Origin of the sequence: Myroides sp. ZB35, assembly GCF_001865835.1 — a bacterium.
Classification (GTDB): Bacteria; Bacteroidota; Bacteroidia; order Flavobacteriales; family Flavobacteriaceae; genus Flavobacterium; species Flavobacterium odoratimimum.
The window spans coordinates 3,798,400-3,822,544 of the sequence record NZ_CP017769.1; the positions used below are offsets into that span (position 1 = coordinate 3,798,400).

24 protein-coding genes are annotated in these 24,145 nt (G+C 35.0%); 15 read left to right on the top strand and 9 right to left on the bottom strand.

The features are described from left to right. The first annotated feature begins 40 nt into the window (after nt 1-40). Complete coding sequence (locus tag BK054_RS16820) at nt 41-385, top strand: DUF2853 family protein (RefSeq protein ID WP_006258306.1); 345 nt, start codon at nt 41-43, stop codon at nt 383-385. A gap of 296 nt (nt 386-681) precedes the next feature. Here the strand turns inward: BK054_RS16820 and BK054_RS16825 are convergent, their stop codons facing one another. The 4 genes from BK054_RS16825 to BK054_RS16840 all read right to left on the bottom strand — a co-directional run bounded on the left by BK054_RS16825 (nt 682) and on the right by BK054_RS16840 (nt 4,573). Continuing rightward, a complete protein-coding gene (locus BK054_RS16825; RefSeq protein ID WP_006258307.1) occupies nt 682-2,028 on the bottom strand; it encodes an amidohydrolase in 1,347 nt (448 codons plus the stop codon). 44 nt (nt 2,029-2,072) lie between these two features. Beyond that, complete coding sequence (locus tag BK054_RS16830) at nt 2,073-2,783, bottom strand: ankyrin repeat domain-containing protein (protein WP_006261588.1); 711 nt, start codon at nt 2,781-2,783, stop codon at nt 2,073-2,075. An 88-nt stretch (nt 2,784-2,871) separates the two neighbouring features. Then, on the bottom strand, nt 2,872-3,672 hold the full coding sequence (locus tag BK054_RS16835) for a helix-turn-helix domain-containing protein (RefSeq protein WP_225581811.1): 801 nt from the start codon (nt 3,670-3,672) through the stop codon (nt 2,872-2,874). A 691-nt stretch (nt 3,673-4,363) separates the two neighbouring features. Beyond that, complete coding sequence (locus BK054_RS16840) at nt 4,364-4,573, bottom strand: DUF6140 family protein (RefSeq protein ID WP_006258313.1); 210 nt, start codon at nt 4,571-4,573, stop codon at nt 4,364-4,366. Between the two features lie 369 nt (nt 4,574-4,942). Between BK054_RS16840 and BK054_RS16845 the strand changes: the two genes are divergently transcribed. Together BK054_RS16845 and BK054_RS16850 are read left to right on the top strand one after the other, a co-directional pair. Continuing rightward, complete coding sequence (locus tag BK054_RS16845) at nt 4,943-5,794, top strand: EamA family transporter (RefSeq protein WP_006258314.1); 852 nt, start codon at nt 4,943-4,945, stop codon at nt 5,792-5,794. A 261-nt stretch (nt 5,795-6,055) separates the two neighbouring features. Beyond that, nucleotides 6,056-6,796, top strand: a complete 741-nt coding sequence (locus BK054_RS16850; RefSeq protein WP_006265692.1) for a hypothetical protein — start codon at nt 6,056-6,058, stop codon at nt 6,794-6,796. Nucleotides 6,797-6,898: 102 nt separating this feature from the next. On the opposite strand, the gene bshA is transcribed toward BK054_RS16850, so the two are convergent. After that, the gene (gene bshA / locus BK054_RS16855; protein ID WP_006258317.1) at nt 6,899-8,026 is read right to left on the bottom strand and encodes an N-acetyl-alpha-D-glucosaminyl L-malate synthase BshA; all 1,128 of its coding nucleotides are present in this window, start codon (nt 8,024-8,026) and stop codon (nt 6,899-6,901) included. Nucleotides 8,027-8,230: 204 nt separating this feature from the next. Here bshA and BK054_RS16860 point away from each other — a divergent pair, with 204 nt between their 5' ends. After that, nucleotides 8,231-8,875 carry a suppressor of fused domain protein gene (locus BK054_RS16860; RefSeq protein WP_006265693.1) on the top strand — a complete coding sequence of 215 codons (645 nt, stop codon included), beginning with the start codon at nt 8,231-8,233 and terminating at the stop codon, nt 8,873-8,875. A gap of 68 nt (nt 8,876-8,943) precedes the next feature. Here BK054_RS16860 and BK054_RS16865 read toward each other — a convergent pair whose 3' ends face one another. Continuing rightward, nucleotides 8,944-9,327, bottom strand: coding sequence for a hypothetical protein (locus BK054_RS16865; protein WP_006265694.1), 384 nt, complete (start codon nt 9,325-9,327; stop codon nt 8,944-8,946). Nucleotides 9,328-9,449: 122 nt separating this feature from the next. Beyond that, nucleotides 9,450-10,817 carry an MFS transporter gene (locus tag BK054_RS16870; RefSeq protein WP_006265695.1) on the bottom strand — a complete coding sequence of 456 codons (1,368 nt, stop codon included), beginning with the start codon at nt 10,815-10,817 and terminating at the stop codon, nt 9,450-9,452. Nucleotides 10,818-10,900: 83 nt separating this feature from the next. Here BK054_RS16870 and BK054_RS16875 point away from each other — a divergent pair, with 83 nt between their 5' ends. Further along, nucleotides 10,901-11,758, top strand: coding sequence for a helix-turn-helix domain-containing protein (locus tag BK054_RS16875; protein ID WP_006265696.1), 858 nt, complete (start codon nt 10,901-10,903; stop codon nt 11,756-11,758). A gap of 8 nt (nt 11,759-11,766) precedes the next feature. Here the strand turns inward: BK054_RS16875 and BK054_RS16880 are convergent, their stop codons facing one another. Continuing rightward, the gene (locus tag BK054_RS16880; RefSeq protein WP_006265699.1) at nt 11,767-12,579 is read right to left on the bottom strand and encodes an SMI1/KNR4 family protein; all 813 of its coding nucleotides are present in this window, start codon (nt 12,577-12,579) and stop codon (nt 11,767-11,769) included. 161 nt (nt 12,580-12,740) lie between these two features. On the opposite strand from BK054_RS16880, the gene BK054_RS16885 reads away from it, so the two are divergent. From BK054_RS16885 to BK054_RS16905, 5 genes are all read left to right on the top strand, one after another. Next, nucleotides 12,741-13,133 carry a RidA family protein gene (locus BK054_RS16885; RefSeq protein WP_006261601.1) on the top strand — a complete coding sequence of 131 codons (393 nt, stop codon included), beginning with the start codon at nt 12,741-12,743 and terminating at the stop codon, nt 13,131-13,133. Nucleotides 13,134-13,296: 163 nt separating this feature from the next. Continuing rightward, nucleotides 13,297-13,536, top strand: coding sequence for a type II toxin-antitoxin system ParD family antitoxin (locus tag BK054_RS16890; protein ID WP_006258324.1), 240 nt, complete (start codon nt 13,297-13,299; stop codon nt 13,534-13,536). A gap of 5 nt (nt 13,537-13,541) precedes the next feature. Then, on the top strand, nt 13,542-13,841 hold the full coding sequence (locus tag BK054_RS16895; RefSeq protein WP_006265701.1) for a type II toxin-antitoxin system RelE/ParE family toxin: 300 nt from the start codon (nt 13,542-13,544) through the stop codon (nt 13,839-13,841). Between the two features lie 554 nt (nt 13,842-14,395). Then, the gene (locus BK054_RS16900; RefSeq protein WP_006265702.1) at nt 14,396-15,604 is read left to right on the top strand and encodes a PepSY-associated TM helix domain-containing protein; all 1,209 of its coding nucleotides are present in this window, start codon (nt 14,396-14,398) and stop codon (nt 15,602-15,604) included. 11 nt (nt 15,605-15,615) lie between these two features. Then, complete coding sequence (locus BK054_RS16905) at nt 15,616-17,739, top strand: outer membrane beta-barrel family protein (RefSeq protein WP_006265704.1); 2,124 nt, start codon at nt 15,616-15,618, stop codon at nt 17,737-17,739. Between the two features lie 100 nt (nt 17,740-17,839). On the opposite strand, the gene BK054_RS16910 is transcribed toward BK054_RS16905, so the two are convergent. Continuing rightward, a complete protein-coding gene (locus tag BK054_RS16910) occupies nt 17,840-19,315 on the bottom strand; it encodes a DASS family sodium-coupled anion symporter (protein WP_006258329.1) in 1,476 nt (491 codons plus the stop codon). Between the two features lie 380 nt (nt 19,316-19,695). Here BK054_RS16910 and BK054_RS16915 point away from each other — a divergent pair, with 380 nt between their 5' ends. The 5 genes from BK054_RS16915 to BK054_RS16935 are packed head-to-tail and all read left to right on the top strand — an operon-like array spanning nt 19,696 to nt 24,138. Beyond that, nucleotides 19,696-20,301, top strand: a complete 606-nt coding sequence (locus tag BK054_RS16915; protein ID WP_006261606.1) for a CDP-alcohol phosphatidyltransferase family protein — start codon at nt 19,696-19,698, stop codon at nt 20,299-20,301. Beyond that, on the top strand, nt 20,302-21,093 hold the full coding sequence (locus tag BK054_RS16920) for a phosphatidate cytidylyltransferase (protein ID WP_006265705.1): 792 nt from the start codon (nt 20,302-20,304) through the stop codon (nt 21,091-21,093). Then, complete coding sequence (locus BK054_RS16925; protein WP_006265706.1) at nt 21,081-22,115, top strand: patatin-like phospholipase family protein; 1,035 nt, start codon at nt 21,081-21,083, stop codon at nt 22,113-22,115. The genes BK054_RS16920 and BK054_RS16925 overlap by 13 nt, the downstream gene beginning before the upstream one ends. After that, a complete protein-coding gene (locus BK054_RS16930; protein ID WP_006265707.1) occupies nt 22,112-22,867 on the top strand; it encodes an SDR family oxidoreductase in 756 nt (251 codons plus the stop codon). Before BK054_RS16925 ends, BK054_RS16930 begins: the two co-directional genes overlap by 4 nt. Next, nucleotides 22,849-24,138 carry a phosphatase PAP2 family protein gene (locus BK054_RS16935; protein WP_006265708.1) on the top strand — a complete coding sequence of 430 codons (1,290 nt, stop codon included), beginning with the start codon at nt 22,849-22,851 and terminating at the stop codon, nt 24,136-24,138. The genes BK054_RS16930 and BK054_RS16935 overlap by 19 nt, the downstream gene beginning before the upstream one ends. The last annotated feature ends 7 nt before the right edge of the window (nt 24,139-24,145 follow it).

Here is a 24,145-nt window from a genome sequence, read left to right on the forward strand (position 1 = left end):
TGAAATTTTATGTATCTTGTACTCAATAAAAAAGAAAATTATGAGTAAAAGAGACGAATTAATTCAAAAGTACGCTGCTGATTTAAAAGATAAGTGTGGTGTAACAGCTAATATGGATTTATTAACTGCTGTAACTATTGGATGTGGACCATCTATTTATAACCAAGATTCTTCTACCGTTGCTGGTTCTTCAGAGTCTGAGTTAGCTACAGTTAAAAACAACTTTTTAATTAAAAAGTTAGGTCTTAAAGATGGACCAGAGTTAGATAAAGGTATCCAAGCTGTTATGGATAAATATGGTCAATCAAATAGAAATAAATACAGAGCTGTAGTTTATTACTTATTGACTGTTCACTTCAAAAAAGAAAGTGTTTACAAGAAATAATATAACGTAAATATATTAATGTACTTTAAAAGGAGCAGTTCTGTGACTGTTCCTTTTTTTATGCTCATCACTAAAAAATTAGAGACTCATCTAATGACAAGTCTCTAATGGGGGTACTTCCAAAAACATTTACGCTTATACAAGTATATCAACCTTTAGGAGTAAACTTTAGAAAATACTATTCCCTTCTGTTATTTTTGGGCTTTCCATATCAGGTCTCTATAAATGCAATGTCTTTGGCGTTTAAAAAAAAATATAAAATTGGGTATGAAAAAACATTCTTGTTGTTTAGACTACTAAACAGTTTTTCTTGAGTACACTCTCTTTCCTTTATAGAAAGTAGCTTCTCTCTCTGGAGTACGAGCCACTGCCTCCGCAGAACAACTAGCCTTCACGAAAACAAGGTCTGCTGAATCTCCTACTTTTGGCCATTGGCGATCTCCTGCTTCATTCAGTGGTAGCACCTGATCTTTAGTTGCTATTTGTAAAGCACGGCTCAGTCTTAATTCATCTGTCCACCCATAAAGTTCGGCACAGTGCTTTGCTTTTTCTAACATATCGCAGTTCCCAAATGGTTGCCAGTGATCTATAATACTATCTGTACCCGTCATCACACTTACCTTATGCTTATAGAATGTTGGTATAGGCATCATAGAGCGCCCTAGTGGCACAGTAGAGATCACCCCTACTCCATTAGCACTCATCTGTATACATAACTCCTCTAATTCTTTAGCATCTGACTGCCCTAGAGCGAAGCCATGACTGATATAAGTACGTCCTTGTAACGCTTTATTAGCTTCTACTTGTTTTAAAATATATTGGATAGCAGGAATACCTGTTTTAGCTCCCTCATGAAGATGGATATCTATTCCTTTGTCATAATCTAAAGCGATTTGAATCATGATATCTAAAGACTTCTCCATACTCCCATCTACGGTAGTCGGATCAAGCCCACCAATATAATCCACCCCTAGTTGAGCCGATTCTCTTAGCAGAGCCTCACTATCAGAATATAAAATACCATGCTGAGGAAAAGCAACTATCTCACTCCCCATCACCTCTTTTTTATTCTCTAATGCTATTTTTAGATTCTCTAAGCTCTTCAGTCCACTAGTCGGGTCTATATTAGTCTGACACCTTGCAAAATAAGTTCCTTGACTATTCATTAAGTCTATTGCCATCTCCGCTTTTTCTACTGACTTAACTAATAGATTAGGTAATATTCTTCTTTCCAGATCGATCATATCTTTAACAGATCGACCAGGTTTAGGATCACCATACCAGCGCTCTCCATAGAACGTTTTATCGATATGAATATGCATATCTCTAAATCCTGGCAACATCAATAATCCATCCATATCAACACTGATAATACCTGATGTATCGGACATTCCTACCTTATCAATAGAAACAATAACTCCATTGGCAATGCGTATATCAAATAAGGCTGTCTTAGTACGCCACACTTCCCCTCTATCATTATACTCAAAGCCAGTTTCTAATAATACATTGCGCAGAATGAACACATTTGCCTTAACAGAACTTCTTTCAGTACTTGCTTTCGCTGACGAGCCTACTGATGGAATAAATAATCCACCAGCTGCCGCCGCTGTTAATCCTAGAAATTGCTTTCTATTTATCATGTTGTTGTTTCCTATTATTGTTATACACCTATCGAATATACAGTTTATTTAGCACCAGCTGCTTTTAACAACTTCACCATTCCTGTATAATTTCTCTTTTGAGCATGTTGTAATGGAGTTATTCCATCAGCGTCAGGAATATTCACATTCACACCACCCTTAATTAATTCATCTACGATACTAGTATGTACAGCACCGCCATTGCTAAGGACTATCGCTTCCATAAGCGCTGTCCAACCTAGTCTATTAACATGATCGATAGGATAATTGGGATAGTTAACCAGTAATTTTACTACTTCTAAATGACCTTTTTCTGCCGCAGGTATAAGCGCACTACCATTATAACGGTTAAACACAGTAAAGTCTGCACCGTATTTTAACGCCTCTTGCACTATTTCTAAATTACCTTCTGCTCCTGCATATAAGAAAGGGCTATTAAGAACCTTGTCTTGGGCATTGACATTTGCCCCTGCTTGCATTAAAATCTTTGCGATAGCATTGCGATTTTGATATACAGCATACATCAGAGGAGTCTCTCCTTTTTCGTTGCGCTGTTCTATATCTACCTTACTTTCAAGAAGCTGTTTCACAGCAGTAAGGTTATTATTCTTAATCGCGGTAAATAATGATACTTCCTTCATATCTACTACTTCATTTGAATGGGTTGAACTTTCATCTGACGAGTTACAAGCCATAGCCGCACCTCCGATAAAGCCAATAAAAAGTAATATAGCTATTCTTCTTCTCATTTTCATATCTCTTGGTTTTTAATAGGTTAAGTTCGTTACTTATAACTACTAATACAAAGATAGAAGTACTGATAGGAAGGAAGTTGTAATATTTTTATAGATTATTGGAATTTTTATAACTCGATCTAAACTCACCAGGTGTTACTCCCAATTGTTTTTTGAAGAAATTATTAAAATAGCTCGTATCATTAAAAGACAACGAAAAGGCAATCTCTTTAATCGAAATATTCGTTGTAGTCAATAACCTCTTTGCTTCTAGCAATAGTCTATTCTGAATTAATGATCCCGCATTAGTTCCCAATACCTTTTTACAAAGAATATTTAAATAATTCGGAGTGATCTTTAATTGCTCAGCATAGAATGCCACACTACTTTGTTCTTTAAAGTGTACTTCTAACAACTCTTCGAACTGGAGTATGTTCTTATCTATACTATGAGGATTCACTCCCTCATGATAGTCTACATAATCCTTGTGTAAGTGTTTTAGCAATAAATGAAACGACAATAGAGCGATCTCTCGGTCAATAATCTGATTCTTAGCTAATCGTCCTTCTAACTCCTCTAAATCTGCCTTATACTTCTCAAAGCTCTCCTTCGTTAGCAACATCTGATTCGGTGCTCCTAATTGAAAATAAGCTAAAGGACTATAAGTCGTATTCAGAGATTGTAAGATAGTAGGTGAGAACATCAGTTGAAATCCAACAGTATGATTCTCCAATAACCAATAGTGCACTTGCTGGGGTCTCAAGAAAAACACTTGGTAATCTACTACGTCTACTCTTTCAAAATCAATATCGTGGTATCCTCCTCCTTTTTCAACGAAGAAGATAAAGTAGAAATCATGCTTGTGTGGGGACAACAAATCATTTCTACCTTTCTCAATATGTTTGAACAAAGTTATATCCCAGGTATCTTCCCCTAAAATGGTGGAAGTGGAAAGTGTCTGAATTTTAGTATTTCTATTCACGTATTTTGTATGGTATATTAATTCAAGTGACATTTATAGTCGCTAAAAATAATTCAATTCAAATTCATGTTAAACTATTTTTAGTTAAAACATCACAAAGTTCACACATTGAGAATTATTTACACAATAAAACAACTGTAATTATTATCATTCCTTTATAAGAATATCATTTCAGCAATCTATCAACCTATAAAAAGCCAATATAAGCCTCCCTCTTTCGTTTATTCTAATCCTATAAATTAACATTTCAAATCTCATGTATAAAAAGAAAAGCCCATCCTTTATAAGGATAGGCTTTAACTGTGATATTAATTTAGTAGATGAATTAATTATTCTAACTTAAGAATGGTAATTTCATTTTTTTGGTTCCCTGCTCCTATCTCCCTCTCATAACCAATCAAATACAGCTCAAAAGAGCTCTTTTTTAATCTATTACCGAGGCCAAAGAAAACAATTATATATTGAACTACCAAATTTTAAAGTATTTTTTGCTCTAAAACATCTACTTATTACTCTCTAAAACCAGCTTCCTTGCTACGAAATATCGCTAAGTGGGAGTCGTTTTAAATATATTCTATTTTTCATCTTTTATCTAAATAAGTTATCATTCTCCTTTACACTAAACCTCCACCACTTCTATAAAGGCAGGGCTACAACCGCCGCCTTTAGAGAAATCAATACCATATACTCGTCTAAACGCCTCTTGTACCACCTTGCCATTGTCTAACCAAGGATGTGCAAATGACACAAAATCAACACTCATCCCTTTTTCGAGGTAAACTTGCTCATTATTATACGTGCGTATCACCGTAGCTTTATATCTTGCCATAGCTCTAATTTTAAATCTAAGTTAATTATAACACACTATGTATCATAACAATAAAGTGCCAAACCCCATTTTTTTTGAGTGAGAAAATTCAAATATTCATTCACTCAAAAAAAGCTCATATTCACCCAATAAAAATATTTTATATCGAAAATCACCTTATGTAATTCTATCCCTATCTACTCCTTTCAATAGGTGAGTATTGTTCCTTATTAACTCCATTCAAATAAGTACTTGTTCTTCTATTTGATAGTTTTAGAAATTATCATAGCTTTGGAGATTAACCTTAAGACAAGTTCGCTATATGAAGTATTATACCTACTAACCTAGATATACTACATCATACAAGCCTCTACTACCTAACCATTATAAATGAAAAAAAACACTACAGCATCTTCAGTTGCTGCTGCCCTGACCTCTATGATGTGTGTACAAGGGGGAGCATCTGTAGCCAAGCAATTATTTCCTGTAGTTGGAGCTACCGGAACGACCGCTTTGAGAATAGGCATATCAGCTATATTCCTTAATATTATTAATCGTCCGAAGATTTCGAAGTTCTCTAAAAAAGAATGGTTGTACTGTGGGCTATTTGGAGGTTCTATTGCCCTGATGAATATGATCTTCTATCTCGCTATACAGCGCATCCCATTAGGACTAGGAGTAACGATAGAGTTTATAGGGCCTTTATTTCTAGCGCTATTCTTATCTCGAAAAGTATTAGATATCGTATGGGCTTTATTTGCTTGTGCAGGAATCTTATTGATCGTTCCATGGCAGACTAACAATGTAGATATTATAGGACTAGGATTAGCCGCTACAGCAGGTGTGTTTTGGGCGTGTTATATCGTGATGGGAAGTAAAGTCTCTAAAGAGATGAATACAAACCATGCAGTATCAGTAGGTCTTGTATTCGCCACGTTTATCGTAGTCCCTGTAGCCTTATTTATGGGAGGACTAGAGAAGTTGACCTGGAGTAGTCTAGGACTTGGAGCATTAGTAGCTATTCTATCTAGTGCCTTACCATTCTCTCTAGATTTAGTTGCACTAAAGAAGTTACCCGCTAAGACATTCAGTATCCTTACTAGTTTACAGCCTGCCTTTGCAGCCATGTCAGGTCTTCTATTCTTAAAAGAGCACCTCACCTTGACACAGTGGATCTCTATAGCCTGTGTGATCACTGCGAGTGTAGGCTCTACTATATTTAGCACTAAAAAAGAAGCTTAGTTATTTATATATCCTAAAAAGGGTTATTCTCATGATTAGAATAACCCTTTTTTATACAGATGCATTTTTAAACAAATAGATAAGCATTACTTTTTAATGGCACTGATTGCATACCTATCGGATACTTATCGCATAGTGGTCACATAATTAAGCTATAAAAGAATGCGATCACTATGCTATAATTCTACCATCAGATGCTGAACATTCGGCTCGATTTTTGATATAAAACACTTATTATCAACTATTAAAACCAACAACATTATGGCTAGAATTAATTCCAAAAAACTCCTAGTAGGTATAATAGGACCTATTTATGGAAAAGAACACAGAGGCAAGCAGATATTGCAAACAAGGCCTAATCGTTCAAAACAAGACAAATCAAAAAACCACAATGCAAAATTAATGCGAAGTGTATCTCATAACTCTTCCTTTATTCGACAGGTAATCGAGATTCATTTAAACAAAAGACATGAGAGCTATATGCATTCTCGATTTTTAGGGCACCTCATGAGTATCATGCACCAGGAGGATAAGATTGATTTTAAACAAAGGTCGATTTTTTCGGTCAATTGTAAAGCACTCGAAGGTTTTGAGTTCAATAGAAAAGCTCTGTTTAAAGACACTTTCCTCGAAAGAATTATTGTACAACACACAGACAAAGAAGTACTGCAAGTACAGGTACCTTCTTTTATTCCAAAAGAACAAGTGGTCTTCCCAAAAGGTTGTACAGATGCACTCCTGCGCATTAGAGCCTTTGCGATACACCCTGACAACGACTTATCCAAAGAAGGACCACTTAGAGAGCTAAATATAGAATTTTCGATACATGATTCTATTGTAAACGAAACTGACTGGTTGTGTAATTGTATTGATACGGATGAAAAATTTGAGCTTTTAGTAGCAGATATACAGTTCTTTTACCCTATCAATAATACTGCACAAAGGTTAACTTTATATAATACAAAAGAATATAACCCTAGTATGGTTATCTATGCTAAATAGAGGTATTTGTACTTTGGTTTACTGATAAAGAAGATGATACCAAAATACACAGCAAATAAAAGGGAGTCAATCACTTGACTCCCTTTTCTATTTAAAGTATTCTTACTTCTTCTCTATCGCAGCACGATAAATATCTTCGTATAGAGGTACGACCTTATCTATACTGAATTTCTTCGCTACTTCTCTTGCGCGTTCTTTAAAACCACATAGCGTATCTTGATCTTTTACGATCTTCAATGCATTCGCTACCATATCCTCTACATCTCCTACATTACTAAGATATCCTGATACACCATGCTCATTCACCTCAGGAAGACCTCCCGTATTACTAGAGATAACAGGTACTCCCATCGCCATTGCTTCTAAGGCTGCTAGACCGAAGCTCTCTGTCTCTGATGGCAATAAGAATAGATCAGAATAAGATAAGATATGCTCTATCTCATTACTATTACCGAAGAAGATAATCTTATCATAGATTCCCAATTCTAATGCTTGGCGTTCTGCGCGTTCTTTCTCAGGTCCATCCCCTACTAACATCAGTTTAGCAGGTCTTTCTTTTTGGATTCCATAAAAGATAGAGACTACATCTTCGATGCGTTTCACCTTTCTGAAGTTACTGATATGCGTTACGATCACCTCATCTTTACCCGCCATAGCACTACGCTTACACGGTGTATCTTCACAGTCTAATTCTTTCACCTCTATAAAGTTAGGAATGACATGAATCTCCTTTTCAGTACCAAACAGGCAGTGAGTAGATTCTTTTAAAGATTGAGATACAGAAGTCACATAATCAGAATTATTGATGCTAAAGCTCACTGCAGTCTTATAGTTCGGGTGATTTCCTACTAAAGTAATATCTGTACCATGTAGTGTTGTAATCATCGGTAGATTAATCCCTTGTTCTTTCAACATCTGCTTCGCCATATACCCTGCATAAGCATGAGGAATAGCATAGTGTACATGTAGTACATCGATCTTGAATAGCTTCACCATATCCACTAATTTACTTGACAAGGCAAGTTCATAAGGCTGATAATGGAATAATGGATACTCAGGAACATTTACTTCGTGATAAAATATATTAGGATTTAGCAAGGCTAAACGCACTGGTTGGCTATAAGTAATAAAATGCACTTCGTGATTTCTTTTCGCTAATTCCAACCCTAATTCTGTGGCTACTACACCACTACCCCCAAAGGTTGGATAGCATACGATGGCTATTTTCATATAATTAATGCTTGTTTTTTAGAATCCTTAAAGATAATTCTATTATTAATAACATCTCTTGTTTTAACTTTCAACTTTGTGCTATGCCGTCTTTTTTAACACTACACCACTGTAACACAACGTTTTTATCTGTTTTATTTTAACAAAAACACTATTTTTGCTAAGCTATAAGACGCATAAAATAACGCTCATAAAAAGTATAAAATGACAAAAGAAGAATACCAACAAAAATACAATGAAGAAGATGCAGTGGGATGGGATGCTATCTCTGATCACTTAGCAAAGCAATATGGAGAGCAAGAACCTCAGCACTTCGGCAATGCATTACCTTACTCTTTAGGTGGAGAAAATCCTTTAGATGGATTAAGTGTATATAATAGTGATCAGCAGACAGACCACTTCCATATTGTTACCTATGGATTCTCTGACTTATATTATAATGACGAGGCTGTAGACAATGACTTTAGTGGATATGGTTTTGAGTTGACAATGCGTCTAAAAAAACAAGGAGATGAAAACTTTCATTGGGCGATGAACCTTATGAATAACTTGGCTAAATATGTATTTAACTCAGGAAAATGGTTTGAAGAGTTTCACTTTATCCCTACTAATAGTCCTATTCGTTTAGATTACGATACAGATTTAGTAGCTATCGCTTTTGCATTAGACCCAGAACTAGGCTCTTTAGAGACTCCTAATGGACGTATAGACTTTTTACAGATGGTTGGTATTACCCAGAAAGAGTATGATGCTTTACTAGAAAACCCTAAGACTTCTGAAACAGAAAAATTACTTGAACAATTGCGTCAAGACAATCCTTTGTTGATTACAGATCTTGATAGAAAGTAGTTAATGGTGGACAGTTTAAGGTTTACAGTTTACGGTTCACTGTAAACCGTAAACTGTGAACCGAGAACCTATAAAACCCAACGCTCCACTAAGCTATACCACATCGCTTTACCTTCTTTTAAGGTAAATACTGCTGATGATTCTCTAACTGTTTTTAAATCATCTGTCTGTTGTATTTCTATATAGTGAACTGCTGCATGTCCGAAAGTAGCGTATCCTTCTATATTCTTAACCTCTATTTGTCTTGTTGGAAAGATTCCATAAGCAGTAGTTAACCATTGTGTAAAAGCATCATAACTAACCGAGTTGCCGTCTCCATTCGTCATCTTAAACGAAGGGTCAAATGTACTTACTATCGCTTGATACAACTCTTCTTTATTAGATGCTGTGCCGTTAAACCAAGTCTGTATATTGATGTGAAAGTCTATTACCTGTTGTTTTGCTAAATCCATGTTTTTTGTTTTTTTGTGAAACCGTGAAATCGTTTTTTTGTGATGTTGTTTAATCGTTTTTTTGTAAGGCGAATTGCAATTCGCCCCTACGGTTATATGTATATAGGTAACATTCTTAATTCTTAATTCCTAATTCCCCTTAGGGATAACCGCAAACCAATAATCTGTACTAACCCTATTACTGCTATTGCTATCCCAAAGGCATTAGGATAGTCTAAAGTACTGCTTAAACTAAAGAATACAGTACCTATCACTGCTCCTCCTAATACACTGCCTACTTGTATCGTAGTACTCACAATACCTGATGCTTGCCCTACTTGATCTATTGCTATGGACTTAATACTCTCTTTCATCATCACAGGCATTAACAGCCCGTGTCCAAGTCCTGCTGATAGAAATAAGCCATGCATGAATGCGTTCGGTGTACCATATTGACTAAATAATATACCTAACCCTACGAAAGAGATTAATAATAACAATAGTCCTGATCTTATCCAAAAAGAAGCTTGCTTATCTACCTTAGCAAATAAGATTGGCCCTAGAAAGAAACCTATTCCATAAGGCAAAACAGCCATACCAGCTACTAATACATCCCACCCTAGATAAGACTGTAAATAGTAGGGATAGCAGATGAATAGCCCTGCGGTAAAATTATAAAACAAGATGATAGGCAAATTATAAGCAAAGGATTTATTACTAAACAAAGAGATAAATAACAAGACAGGTTTTTGGCGTTGTTCTCTATATTGTTCATACTTCACAAAGCTAATAGCAAGTGCTATACTACCTCCTATAATAGCAAATATCCACCACACCCAATCATAGGTTCTTCCATAAATCAAAGGAGTGATAAAACAAAGTAACGCACTAATCACAAGGACTACACCTAAGTAATCTAACTTTTGTTTTTGTACTTTCTCCTTAGGCATAGTAGTATAAATACCGTATAGACAAATAGCTGCCACAGGTACATTTACCAAAAAGATAATCTCCCACGTTAGATTCCACAAATGAATATTTAATAGTACACCACCTAATAATTGTCCTACTATAGCTGCTAAGCCAAATACAGAACCAAAAAGCCCTAAAGCCTTTGCTCGTTCTGATTCGTCAAAAAGGATGCGAATAGACGCTAATACTTGCGGAGCTAACAAAGAGGCTCCTATTCCTTGCAAAAAACGAGAGAAAATCAACATCTGTACAGAAGGAGAAAATGCACACGCCAAAGAGGAGATTAAGAATATCCACAGCCCTGTCGTAAAGATAGTTCTCCTACCATATATATCGCCAAGCTTTCCACTACAGACTACTAGAGCAGCATATGTAAGTCCGTATATCGCTATAACCATTTGCAATTGATTCTCTGTTGCATGAAACGATTCTTTAATCGCAGGTAGCGCCATATTGACAATAAAGTAATCTAAAGGGGATAGAAAAGCTCCTATAACTAAATAGCGTAGAATAGTCCACCTATTTTTATATTCATTCATATTGTTTATTTTTATTCCTTTGCAAAGGAAATACCCTAGATACAAATTATCTTGTACTTTAAAAGGTTTTTACAGTAAACAATATGACTTCTAAAAACACCTTCGACCCTATTCATATCACAGAACATCTACTGATGGATGATGTTTTTAGTATACAACCAAAAACGCATCTCACTATCGTGTATATACAAAAGGGAAAAGGGATGAGTCGATATGAAGATCATAAAGTCCCTTTTAAAAAGGGAAAGCTGTTTATTATTCCTTTTGATACACCGTATTCTTTTGAAAGTAAAGATGGCCAAATCCTTGTGATAGAATGTCCTCAGAGCTTTATCATTCAGATTCGCACAGAGGCAGATCGCATAGAGACTTGTGATAATATCAATAAGCTGACCTATATCACACATAACTACCATACTAAAGCTGGATGTGTGTTTCAGTCTGAAGAAGATGCTGTATTTGCAGAACAGTTATTACACAGTATTCAACGAGAGCACAATAACCATACACAAGATTATTTAATCATAAGACAATGCATTTCTATCCTGCTCAACCTTGTAGCTCGTAACCTTATTCTAAACGATTATGAACAAGTCAATGAGAATAGAAAGGCACAAGATATTATGAAAATGATCACTTATATCCAGCAATACATTGGACATAAGGAGAAATTGACCTTAGAGTCGTTAGCCAATAAGTTTAGTATTTCTAAAAACTATTTAGGAGAATATTTTAAAAAACAGACAGGGATATCACTACAAGACTATATCTTAGATTACAAGCTAAAGTTAGTAGAAACTAGGCTTAAGTACAGCAATTCCAGATTAAAAGAAATAGCTTTTGAACTAGGCTTTAACGATGAAAGTCATTTGTCTAAATTGTTTAAAAAATATAAACAAATGACTCCCTCACAGTATAAAAAAGAACACCAAAAAGTATAATATGCCTCTTACCAAACTAAATCAGTTAAATCGGTATTATAAATATCAAAAACGCTTACAGAAGAGTTGCGAAACTGTTCTTTTATCAAAGTTTGATACTCTTCTATTCTAGAATTCTCTCTTAACACTGATAAAGATTCGTTGTAACCAAAAGTATACACAGCTTCTTTTGTTTTATCACTATACTCTTTTCTTATCTCAATAGATTGACCATTTAATCTTGCATTAATGTTATAAACACTTAACTGCTGATCTTTTAAATAATCTCTCAAATCTTCAAAATTAGGGATATCTTCTATCCACTCTCCTGTATATTCTATACCTAAGACTTCACTTAGTTTATTCTCTTGTTCAGGGCGTAAAACGAAGTTAATCCTTAAAGCTTTTTTATCATTGCTTAATTTACATAAGCTATCATCCTTCAAATTGTTTAAACATCTCTCAAGTAGATCCTCGAAAGCAAAACCAGTTTCTTCTATTTCGTCATCTACCCAATTATAAACTGTTCGATCATCTGTATCATCTGTACGCAACAACCAAAATTCTTCACCTCCATTATCCCCTATCATCACATAGTTCTCTTCTACTTCACCTAAATACCCATTCTGTTCTATCCATTCGTTCTTATTAATGAATAGCCCTTCTATAACATCTTGATAGATACCAATAGTTAACAAGAACTCTCTGTAATAAGGTGGTAACGATCTTGAGATACTTGACTCTAATTCTACTACTTCTTTCTCTTTTAAAGCTTTATAAAACAAATAGTTTTCAAAAGGTGCTATCTCTTTTAAAAATAGTTGATAATTAATAGTTTCCATATTATTATGTTTAGCATAATGAGCAAAAATAACTAAATTTAGAAAACATGTTTACCCCTAAAAACAGCCATTTATCTTATAAAAAAGCTAAAGTTAGTTAGGAAACTTAAATTCATAAATCAATAGATTATTTTCGCGCGTGAAACAATAATTTATAGCGGATGAATACAAAAATACAAAGACTAAATCCTAGCACTTTAGCAGCTCCAGTGGGAAGATATTCTCATGTGACTGTGGTTCCTAAAGGAGCTAATCTATATACATTCTCAGGACAAATAGGTACAGATGCGATGGGGAATATCCCTTCTACATTTAATGCGCAAGTACAAAACACGTTTATGAATATCATCCAAGTATTAGGTAGTCAAAAACTAACTGCTGATGATGTCATTAAAGTTAATATTTGGGCGACACAAGAGATAGACTGGGACTTCTTCTACGAAGTTTGGGACAACACTTTTGGTACAGAATACCCATCTATGACTGTTGGGTATATCACAGCATTAGGATTGCCGGAGATTCAATTAGAAATAGAAATATGGGCTGCAAAGTAGTCGTTTAGATTGATACATAATAAGTAATTCGGAAGAGTTGGCTCAGTTGGGTCAACTCTTTTTTCTTATAAGCCTCCTAACACACTGAAAATAAATACTAAATAAAAGTAAATGCGCTATCTAAAATTACCAAATTTTGGTAACTTTGATAAAAATAGAAGTTATGGGACGTAATACATCAGTATCATTAGGAGACTACTTTGAAGGTTTTGTTGAAGCTAAAATAAATGAAGGTCGTTATAAAAATGCTAGTGAGATCATTCGCGCTGGTCTACGTCTTCTTGAGAAAGAAGAAAATGAGATACAAGTATTAAGAAATGCTATACAAGAAGGAATTGATAGTGGAATAGCTGAAGACTTTGACCCTAACAACCATCTAAAAGCTTTAAAGGCTAACAAATAGAAATAATGGCAAAGTATATTTTGACTAACCGTGCGGTTAAGGATCTCTCCGAAATTTGGTCATATACTTTTGAAGCATGGTCTGAGCAGCAAGCTAATAAATATTATACTCTATTAATTGAAACTTGTCAGAAAATAACCAATAATCCAACTCTTGGAAAAAGTTACGACAGAATCAATACACATCTCTTAGGTTTTGCTATAGGTAAACATATTATATTCTATCAAATACTACAGAATAAAGATATTTTAGTCATTCGCTTCTTACACGAACGAATGGACTTAAAAAACATTTTGAAAGAATAATATTTATTTAATTACATTCTCCAAGTCTACCTAACAAGAACTATCCTCCTATCAAAAACTAACTAAATCGCCTTTTACCTCTTCTTTTATTATGATTCTCATAAACTTTATTAAAAAGAAATACAATGGCAAAATCAAAAGACGAAAATAAAACTTCATACACCCACCTATAAACTATTCTTACAGAAGTATTCTCTTTTATCTCAAGCCTTATAGCATTCTTTAATATAATCATTTAACCTATATTAAAAATTAGCACTTTTTCAATTATACCTTTCTCTTTAAACCTATAAGTCTAATAGGTAAACTTAAAATTGCAAGAGACCTTTAGATGAAAAGAACTATGAATTAGAATTACTTTGCAGCATTTATCAAATGTGGGTATTGGTTTAAACTAACTATAAAAAACCACAAAATATTATTGATATCCACTAATAATCAACTTATTATAAAATACTTCTCATTTAGGACAAACTTATACTTAGAATCATTATAAATAATTATATATTTGCGAAACCCTAATTATATTTATTAAATCTAAATAATTAATTATTATGCAAACTGATAAGCCCAAGAAAACCAAGGGGATTTTCAAAAAGTATATGCTTAAACTCCACTTGTGGTTAGGACTACTGTCAGGTATAATTGTACTTATCGTATCACTTACAGGAACTGTTTTTGTCTTCAACGAGGATATCTCTACCTATCTTAAACAAGACATGATCTATCATGGCGAACAAGATATTGAAAATAAAAAACCGATTCCTATTCGTGAACTAAAAGAACTAGTTAATGCACAATTAGTTAACGAAGAAGTTCCAGCAGAGGAAGTAACAATCCCAATGGATCCTACTCGTTCTTATCAATTTGGATTGTTTAAAGCCAATCCGGAAGGATGGAATTATTTCGATACTTATCTCGTTTTTAAAACAGTCTATGTCAATCAGTATACAGGAGAAGTAATTGCTGTCGATGACCTATTGAAAAGCCCTTTCTTCTTCACTATGATTCTTCACCGCTCATTACTTTTGAGTAATGCTGTAGGAGGTACTATAGTAGGTGTAGCTACTATAATCTTTGTGATTATGCTAATCACAGGGATTATACTATGGTGGCCTAAGAATAAGAATATGCGTAAACAACGCTTTTGGTTTAGATGGAAGAAAGTAAAAGGTTGGCGCCGTAAGAATTATGACGTTCACAATATACTTGGGTTTTACTCTTCAGTACTAGCTTTAATAGTGGCTATTACTGGGATCATGTACTCTTTCCGCATCACGATGAGTTGGGTCTACTTCTTAATCAACGGGTTTTCTATGTATGCTCCAGACTTTAGTCATTATAAGACTACCGCTCCAGAGTCTATGGAAACTCCAACAACAATAGATCGCATAGCTGCAACTGTAAAAGAGCACTACCCTAATGCTTTCTCCTTTGGTATTGACTTAGAAGATCATGAGAACGCTGATCATCATCACGATAATATGACCATTCGCGTTAAAGATCACGAGTTCAAATATAATGACTCACATACCATGATATTTGACGAACACTCTGGAGAGCTATTGTTCAATAGATCTCATGGAGAACGATTATTAGCAGAACGAGCTACTGGTGCTACTTATGATTTGCACGTAGGAGCTTTCTTTGGTATGCCTGGAAAAATAATTGCTTTTATCCTTAGCTTATTCTGTGCCTCTCTTCCTATTACAGGTTTTGTTATCTACTGGGGAAGACGCAATAAAAAAAAGACTACTAAATAATTTTTAAAACAATGAAAAGACCATATATATGGCTGCTATCACTATGCGGCCTGGGTACCTATGCCCAAACAGAAGCACAATTAGACAGTATACTCAACGCATTTAATACAAACCTTGGCGAAGTATTAATCACTACTAAAGCTCCTGTATTCCAACAGAAAGCTGACAAAATGGTGTTTAGTGTAGAGAATAGTGCTTTATCTGATGGAAGTACAGTACTTGAAGTTCTTGGAAGAGCTCCAGGAGTGGTTGTATCTCAAGAAGGTGAATTATCTCTGAGAGGTAAAAAAGGAGTTAGTGTAATGCTAAATGGAAAACTGAGTTCTCTATCTGCAAAAGAACTAGCCAATCTCTTGAGATCAACCAACTCTTCTCAAGTCAAAAATATAGAGATTATCGCTAACCCTTCTGCTAAATATGATGCAGCTGGTAATGCAGGGATCATTAATATTGTATTAAAGAAGTACAATATGGAAGGGCTGAAAGGAAGCTCTTTTGTCAATGCAGGACGAGGACGTAAAAACCGCCTTAATGCAGGATTTAATCTAGGGTATACGCATGAGAAACTAAGTCTATTTGGAGACTATAGCTATACTTTTAGAGGGGAAGAAGAACACAAACATTATCTTCAAGACTTCTACAACACTACTAATCCTTCTGTGATAGACCGACACAGTGAACAACGCTTCACTAGTAATGAGCCTCTTACTTCTAATAACTTCAAATTTGGAGTGGATTACGCTCTTTCTTCTAAAACAACTGTGGGCTTCTTATTCGATGCTAAAATCGGGAGATATGAAGATTATTCTAAAGGATATAATATGATATATGCTCCTATAGAAACATTGAATTCACATGTTAATACAGACAACGGAAATAAAGAGCATTGGTATGATTACACATTTAACTTAACTGCCACTCATTTATTCAATGATAAGGGTAGTAAAGTAGATGTAGATTTAGAATATGAAACTTCTAAGTTTAGATCTGAACAATCTCAATTAGCTGACGTTTTATTAAATAACTCAAATGCTCCATATAGAAATAGACGCGGATATATTCCATCACAGTTTAAGGTATTTAATGGTAAATTAGACTTTACCTTACCTCTTGATGATAAGCACGCTTTAGAGACAGGATGGAAGTCAATTGTCAAATCAAATGACAACCCATCTGTTTATGAATTTCAAAATAATTCAGGATGGGAAGTAGATCCTGCTTCAACGAATCACTATAAATACAATGAACAGATACACGCTGCTTATGCTAACTACAAGCTTAGTTTAGAGCATTGGAGTTTCCAAGTAGGATTGCGTTCAGAGTTTACACAAACCGAAATAGACCAAAAAACAACTAAAGAATACAGTAAAAACGATTATACTAAACTATTCCCTAGTGCCTCTATCAAGTACGAAACAGATAACGCACATGGCTTCTATGCTTCGTATAGTAAACGTATTAATAGACCGAGTCACTTTGACTTAAATCCATTCCGTTTTTATGATGACCCTTTTAACTATTGGCAAGGGAATCCTAAGTTAAAACCTGAGATAACACATGCTTCTGAGGTAGGATATACATGGAGTAAGTACCTTATCGCAAATGTGTACTTCAGTGTGACGAACGATGTGATGACCAATGTGTATAATTACCAAGCAGATACAGGTATCTTAGTAAGTACTCAAGAAAACTTAAACAAATCTTATCACTATGGTGCGAATGTAACAGGTACAGTAAGCCCTACAGAATGGTGGTCTATGAGTAATATGTTTAATTTGTTTAACAACAAATATGAAGGAAACTATCAAGGAACAGAAATCAATAGTTCACAAGTAGCTTTCACTTTTAACTCTCAAAACAACTTTACCATTGTTAAAGGATTAAAAGCGGATGTCAATGCACAGTACTTCTCTAAGTCAAACTTAGGTCTATACAAAAGAGATAGTTATTTTGACTTAACAATCGGTTTATCTAAAGCCCTATTAGAAGACAAAGCAACTATTAAACTAGCTGTAACAGATGTTCTAAATACTGTGAACTATAATGTAACAGGAGATAACTTCAATTCTAATATTCGCAAGAAATATGATCTAGATAGTCGAATAGCTACTTTATCATTTAACTATAAGTTTTAATCTAATTAAGGAGATTATATCTCATTATACTTCATTGATTTATACAACAAAAGCCAGTCAATCTCGACTGGCTTTTGCTTATATAATAAATCTTATTCTCTTACCAATACCCTAGTGCTTTCCACCATAGCCCTCCTACTAGAATAAATATAATTAGGTTAACCACACTAGTTACAAAACCTACTTTCCACCATTCTCCTAATGTTGTATATCCTGTTCCGAAGATAATCGGGGCTGTACCTGTACCATAATGTGTAAGTGACATCATTATAGATGATGAGAATCCTAGTACTAATGCCCATAACATCTCAGGTGCTCCAAGAGCTATACCTGCTGCGAAAAAGGCTGCAAACATCGCTGTAATATGCGCTGTAGTACTTGCAAAGAAATAGTGAGAATATACATATACTAGAAGCAGTATAAGCGTAGCTGGTATCCACGATAATCCTAATCCTGCAATACCTTTTCCTACTGTTGTAGCTAACCATCCTACTAAACCTAGTTTACCTAAGAAACCTGCCATCATTACTAAAGCTGCAAACCATACTATCGTATCCCAAGCCCCTGTATTTTTTAATATATCTTCCCAAGTTAATACACCTGTGACAATAAGAATTCCCAATCCTAAGAAAGCTGCCGCTGTTGGTTGAACAGCAAAAGTATCTCCAAAAATCATTGCCGGAACTCCTGCCCATAACAATAATAAGATGGTAAACACTCCCATTGTAATATACTCAGGTAAAGAAATAGGTCCTAACTCATCTAATTGCTTTTTAGCAAATACTGGAGCATCAGGAGTTTTCTTTATCTCTGGTGGATAAATCATATAAATCACTAAAGGCATCACGATTAAAGCTACAAGTCCTGGTACTAAAGCTGCTAGTGCCCACATTCCCCATGTTATAGTGATTCCAGCAGTAGTACCTGCTAGCACCAAACTAACAATTAATGGATTAGGAGCTGTAGCGGTAATAAACATCGCTGAAGTAATAGGATTAGCATTGTAGTTCACTAATGCTAAATAACGCCCTATCTTTTCAGCAGACCCTTTCTCTGGTCTAGAACCAAAACTCACTGCGATAGAACGCATAATAGGGTGTATAATCCCTCCTCCCCTTGCTGTATTACTTGGCGTTACAGGAGCTAAAATTGTTTCAGCAAAAGACAATGCATACGCAATTCCTAATGTTCTTTTACCAAACAAGGAAATAAGGAAATATCCTATTCTAGCACCTAAGCCTGTTTTCTTTAAACTTATAGAGATCATCACTGCTACTCCAATAAGCCAAATTAAATCATTTGAAAAACCACTTAAAGCATCTGCTAAAGCTGCTTTAGAGTTGCCTGGATTAGTTACACCTGTTATAGCTACTAAGGCTATCGCTACAATAGACACCGCTCCGATAGGTAGCGCCTTTCCAATAATAGCTGCGATAGTTCCAACGAATAATGCTAACAACTGCCACGCATTAGGACTAACGCCTTCTGGAACAGGGATAACAAACCAAATAATTAATGTGATAGCGACCGCGATTAACGCTGGTACGGGTTTGATAGGTTCTAATTTACTTGCCATACGAGTAATTGATTTCTGTAGTAAGCTATAATCCCCAAATGAGTAAATACATTCTTGGTATAAAAGGAATATTTTTCACTACTTTTATTTATAATGTAAAATCAACAAAAATGCCAAACACACATTTTGTACAATATTTTTTAGTTTTTTTTATAACAAATAAGCACACTTAACTGTTATAATAGTATGTTTGTTATTTCTATTTTTCACTATTAAAGATAACACTTTATTATATAATATTTTTAGTTTCCAATCAATTTTTAACTACAAAAACCAAATTAACCACAACCTTAACACTATAAAATAATTAAAAAACCACAATCATTAACGTTTTTTAATATTATAATTCCGTTAATCCTTTATTAATAAAATCGTAAACTATGATATCCGTATATAAGATAAAGCCCTATTTTCAGAAATCGCTAATGCCAATACTAAATGCATTACACAAAAAGAAAATCACAGCTAATCAGATTACTGTATTCGCTATTGTCTTCTCTTTTGTATTAGCTGTGTTATTTTGGTATGCAGATAGCTACCACTTCTTCTTTCTTTGTTTACCTATCGGATTGCTTATTCGCATGGCATTAAATGCATTAGATGGCATGATGGCTAGGTTGTATAATCAGACTTCTAAGAAAGGCGAATTACTCAACGAGGTAGGTGATATTTTATCTGACTTTATCTTATTTATTCCTTTATTAAAGTTTCAACCAGAGAGCACCTATTTGATTGTCTTATTTATAGGCTTGAGTATTATCAATGAGTTCGCAGGGCTAATGGGAAAGATATTAGGTGGAGAGAGAAGATATGATGGTCCTATGGGCAAAAGCGATAGAGCATTAATATTGGGAATATATGGATTACTTCTGTTCTCTGGTGTTAATCTTAGCGGAGCATCTTTCTATATCTTTATCGTTATCAATTTACTATTACTATTAAGCACAATCACAAGATGCCGTAAAGCACTTAAAAACGCACAATAGATGACAAAGGAAGGAAAGTTTGCAGATGTACCCCTACGCGTTAGGACATGGTGTTATATCGTTGTAGTATTTGGCTTAGCACTACTACACCCCTTGAGTTTATTAATGTTCATTATGTTCCTAATCTATTGGGGACAACTAGAGTTATTTACTTTTGCCATCCCTATAGGATCCCTAAAGTTAGGAATAGCTGTATTGACTACCTTGATTATCACTATTTGTTTATTACTGCTACCTATTGAAGAGAGTTTACTTACTATACTTGGCTTAAGCATGATTGTTTCTGCTGGTATATACCTAAAGTACAAAACTCATTCTTTCTTCTTAGCTGTCATGACCTTTTACCTGCTATCTACTGCGATATTATTCTATATCGGATTGGCAAAAGAAGGTTATAAATATCTCATTTTATTAGTTGTCCCAATGGAGCTAAACGATGTGAGTCAATATATGGCTGGCAAACTATTTGGCAAGACTAAGATAACACCTCATATCAGCCCAAATAAAACACTAGAAGGCGTTATAGGTGGTATTGTGATGACTACAGGTATATTTAACCTAATGTACTATTTACTATTCGGGGAAGCCATTACGCTAAAGACTATTCTACTGGCGATGGCATTAAGTGTTTTAGGTTTTTTAGGAGACCTAACCTTCTCCTTAGTCAAACGAAGAGCAAATGTCAAAGACACAGGTACACTCCTTCCTGGACATGGAGGACTACTAGACCGTGTAGATAGTTTATTATACACCACTCCCCTATTTTATATTGTCATGTTATGGATCAAATAAAACCTTATAATCGCGTAGCGGTGTTCTCTGGTGGCGGAAGTCGCTTTGTGATGTACTGTGGTATGTATGTCGCGATGGTCGAACACAATATTCGACCTGACTTGATCATCTCAACCTGTGGAGCGACTATCTCTACATCGATTATACGCACCTTTAATACACCCGAGGCCATTAAAGGATATCTAGCATCAGACGAATTTCTGACTGCTGCGATGAATACCTTTTTGACTAATCAGACGAGACTAGACCGCCTTCCATACTACTGTATCAAGCACAGTAAGAAAAAAGAAAATGCTCCCTATCTATTAGACCTGTTTAGCAAGTATTTTGTTGATCAGCCTCAAAACCTAGATGAGAAATTCCCTTCTTTATTAACAACACATACTGATGCGCCAGAGGTCATTACCCTTGGTTCTGAGATATTATATACACCTAATCGAGTGAACAAAAAGAGAAAGGGAGAGAAAGCCTTTAAGAAAACACTCATTCCTACTCCTAATGTTCCTCTTGATTCATTATATCAATATATTGATCAATATAAATTTGACACAAATAGTGCAGTAGAGAGAGATACGGAATTACTTCTAGGGGTAGAATCTTTAAGAGCGATGCGTATTAGTACCTCTGATATGTTCTATATGGCACCTGCTCAGTATAGAGGTAAACAGTATTTAGGAGGAGCGATAGACCTTATCCCTTTTGAACTAGCCACTACATTAGGTAACGAAATATGGCTAGAACACAAAGCTCCTTATTCAGCCATGGAAGAAGGCTTAGTAAGAGCTGTATTTGGCTACAGTGGGAATGAACGACTTCAACAAGCAGCAGCTATCACAGCCAATAGATTAGACACCAGTGATATGAGACAAAAACTCTCTGGGGGCTATCTAAGCCGTAAGATTAATTGGAGAAAGTTTGCTTTAGAAATACAATTACCCATTTCTAAAGAAGACTGTAAAGAACAGATATTTAGACAATTTGACTATGGATATCAAGTAGTCCTTAATGCATTAAAACAATGAAAAATGTCTTTATCACAGGAGGTACATCAGGTATAGGATGGGCATTAGCTCAGCGTTATTTACAAGAGGGCTATCGTGTAGGTATTGGCAGTCGAAATCCTCATAAAGAAGGACATGACTTCTCTGTACATCCTAATCTAACTGTCTATACAGTAGATGCAACAGACCTACCTCAACTACGAGATGTTATAAACACATTTAGTCAAACTAAGCTTGATATACTGATAGCAGGAGCAGGTAATTATACGGATAGTGCCTTAGAGCATATCTCCTGGGAAGATACCAATACTATGATAGACAACAATATCAAAGCAACACTAAATGCATTAGAAGTAGCGAGAGGCTGTATGCAAAACAACGGAGGAACCATCGTCTGTATCGCTTCGATATCTACCTTTTTAGACTATAATGAAGCAACAATCTACACAAGGTGTAAGCAAGCAGTAGTAGCACTTAGCAAAGCGTATCAACGCGCCTATAGGGATAAAGGGATTAAAGTCATCAGTGTGCACCCTGGTTATGTCGCTACACCTAGATTATTAGAGCTCAATAGTGATGATTTGTCTAAAAAACAATATGTTATCACCCCTACAGAAGCAGCTGATATCATCTATACTGATATTACACAAGGCAAAGAACTGATAGTCTTTCCTAAAAAGATGTATCGACTAATTCGCTGTTTACAGCTATTCCCTAAAGGAATATTACAACGTATTATGCACAAAAAAGCAAAATGGCAAAAGAAGAAATAACTCCTACTTTTAAACAACGAACCAAAGCAATGCTTCTCTGTTATACTGTCTTCATTATTTTATATATGATGGCACAGTATTACGCTGTATATAGAGCATTGGATTGGTCTGTCACCTTAGCGATAGATCACTATATCCCGTTTATAGAGTGGATGATCATTCCCTATAGTACTAGTGGGCTATTCTTCTTACTCGTTTTTTATTGGGTAGATTCTATCTATCAATTGAGATTACTGACTAAGCGTATGTTAGCAGTCACTATAGTCGCCTTTATTGGTTTTATTGTATTCCCTATTCAGTTTACAGTAGAGAGACCTTTACATACAGTGGCTTTGTTTAACCCTCTTTTTGACTTTATCACGACATGGGATACCCATTATAATCAAGCTCCATCACTACATGTAGCCTATGCAGTTGTGTTTATGACTGTTGTAGAACACACTAGAAGATTTAAGGTATTTACCAAAGTCTTCTTACATATCTGGCTTGCCTTAGTAGCCCTCTCTACACTATTTGTCTATCAGCATCACACCATTGATTTGATCACAGCCATTCTAGTTTGTTTAGGTACTTTTATCTTTCTACCAAACAAAGAGAAAGCTTTGTACCTCAATATTAAAAAAGGATTGATATACTTTGTTTTAGCGACTATGCTATTGGGTATTGTTTGTTATTCACTTGAGCGTTATACCTCTATTTTATTGCTTTGGATAGCGACTAACCTTATCTATATTGGCATTGCTTATATACAGAATAACATTTATTTCATCAAAGATAAACAAGGACAAATTAACTTGTGGAAATACCTTGTTCTACTGCCTTATATTACAACTTATTATATCCTGAGAAGACTAAACAAAGTCTATTACCCAGTAGAGGTCAAGGAGATGATCCCTCAGCTCTATATCGGATCTTTACTTTCTTCTAAAGAAGCTTCAGCTCATTTTGATTCAAGTGAAGTAATAACCTATGACCTATCTGCTGAGATGAAGGAGAACAGTTATTTATTACATCATTCTGCCTATCACTTTTATCCGCTTTTAGATGTAGGACAGGCCAATCAAGAATATATTCAGCATATCGTAACACATATTATTAACGCGTATCAAAACAAAAAAAACAATACTGTAATCTATATACACTGCGCTATGGGACTGTCTAGAAGCATGACTATAGCCGCTTTAGTTTACGCTTATTATACAGATTGTACACAAAAAGATGCGCAGGCATATATACAATCTATTAATCAAAACGCTATCTTTAAATTATAAATTGCTA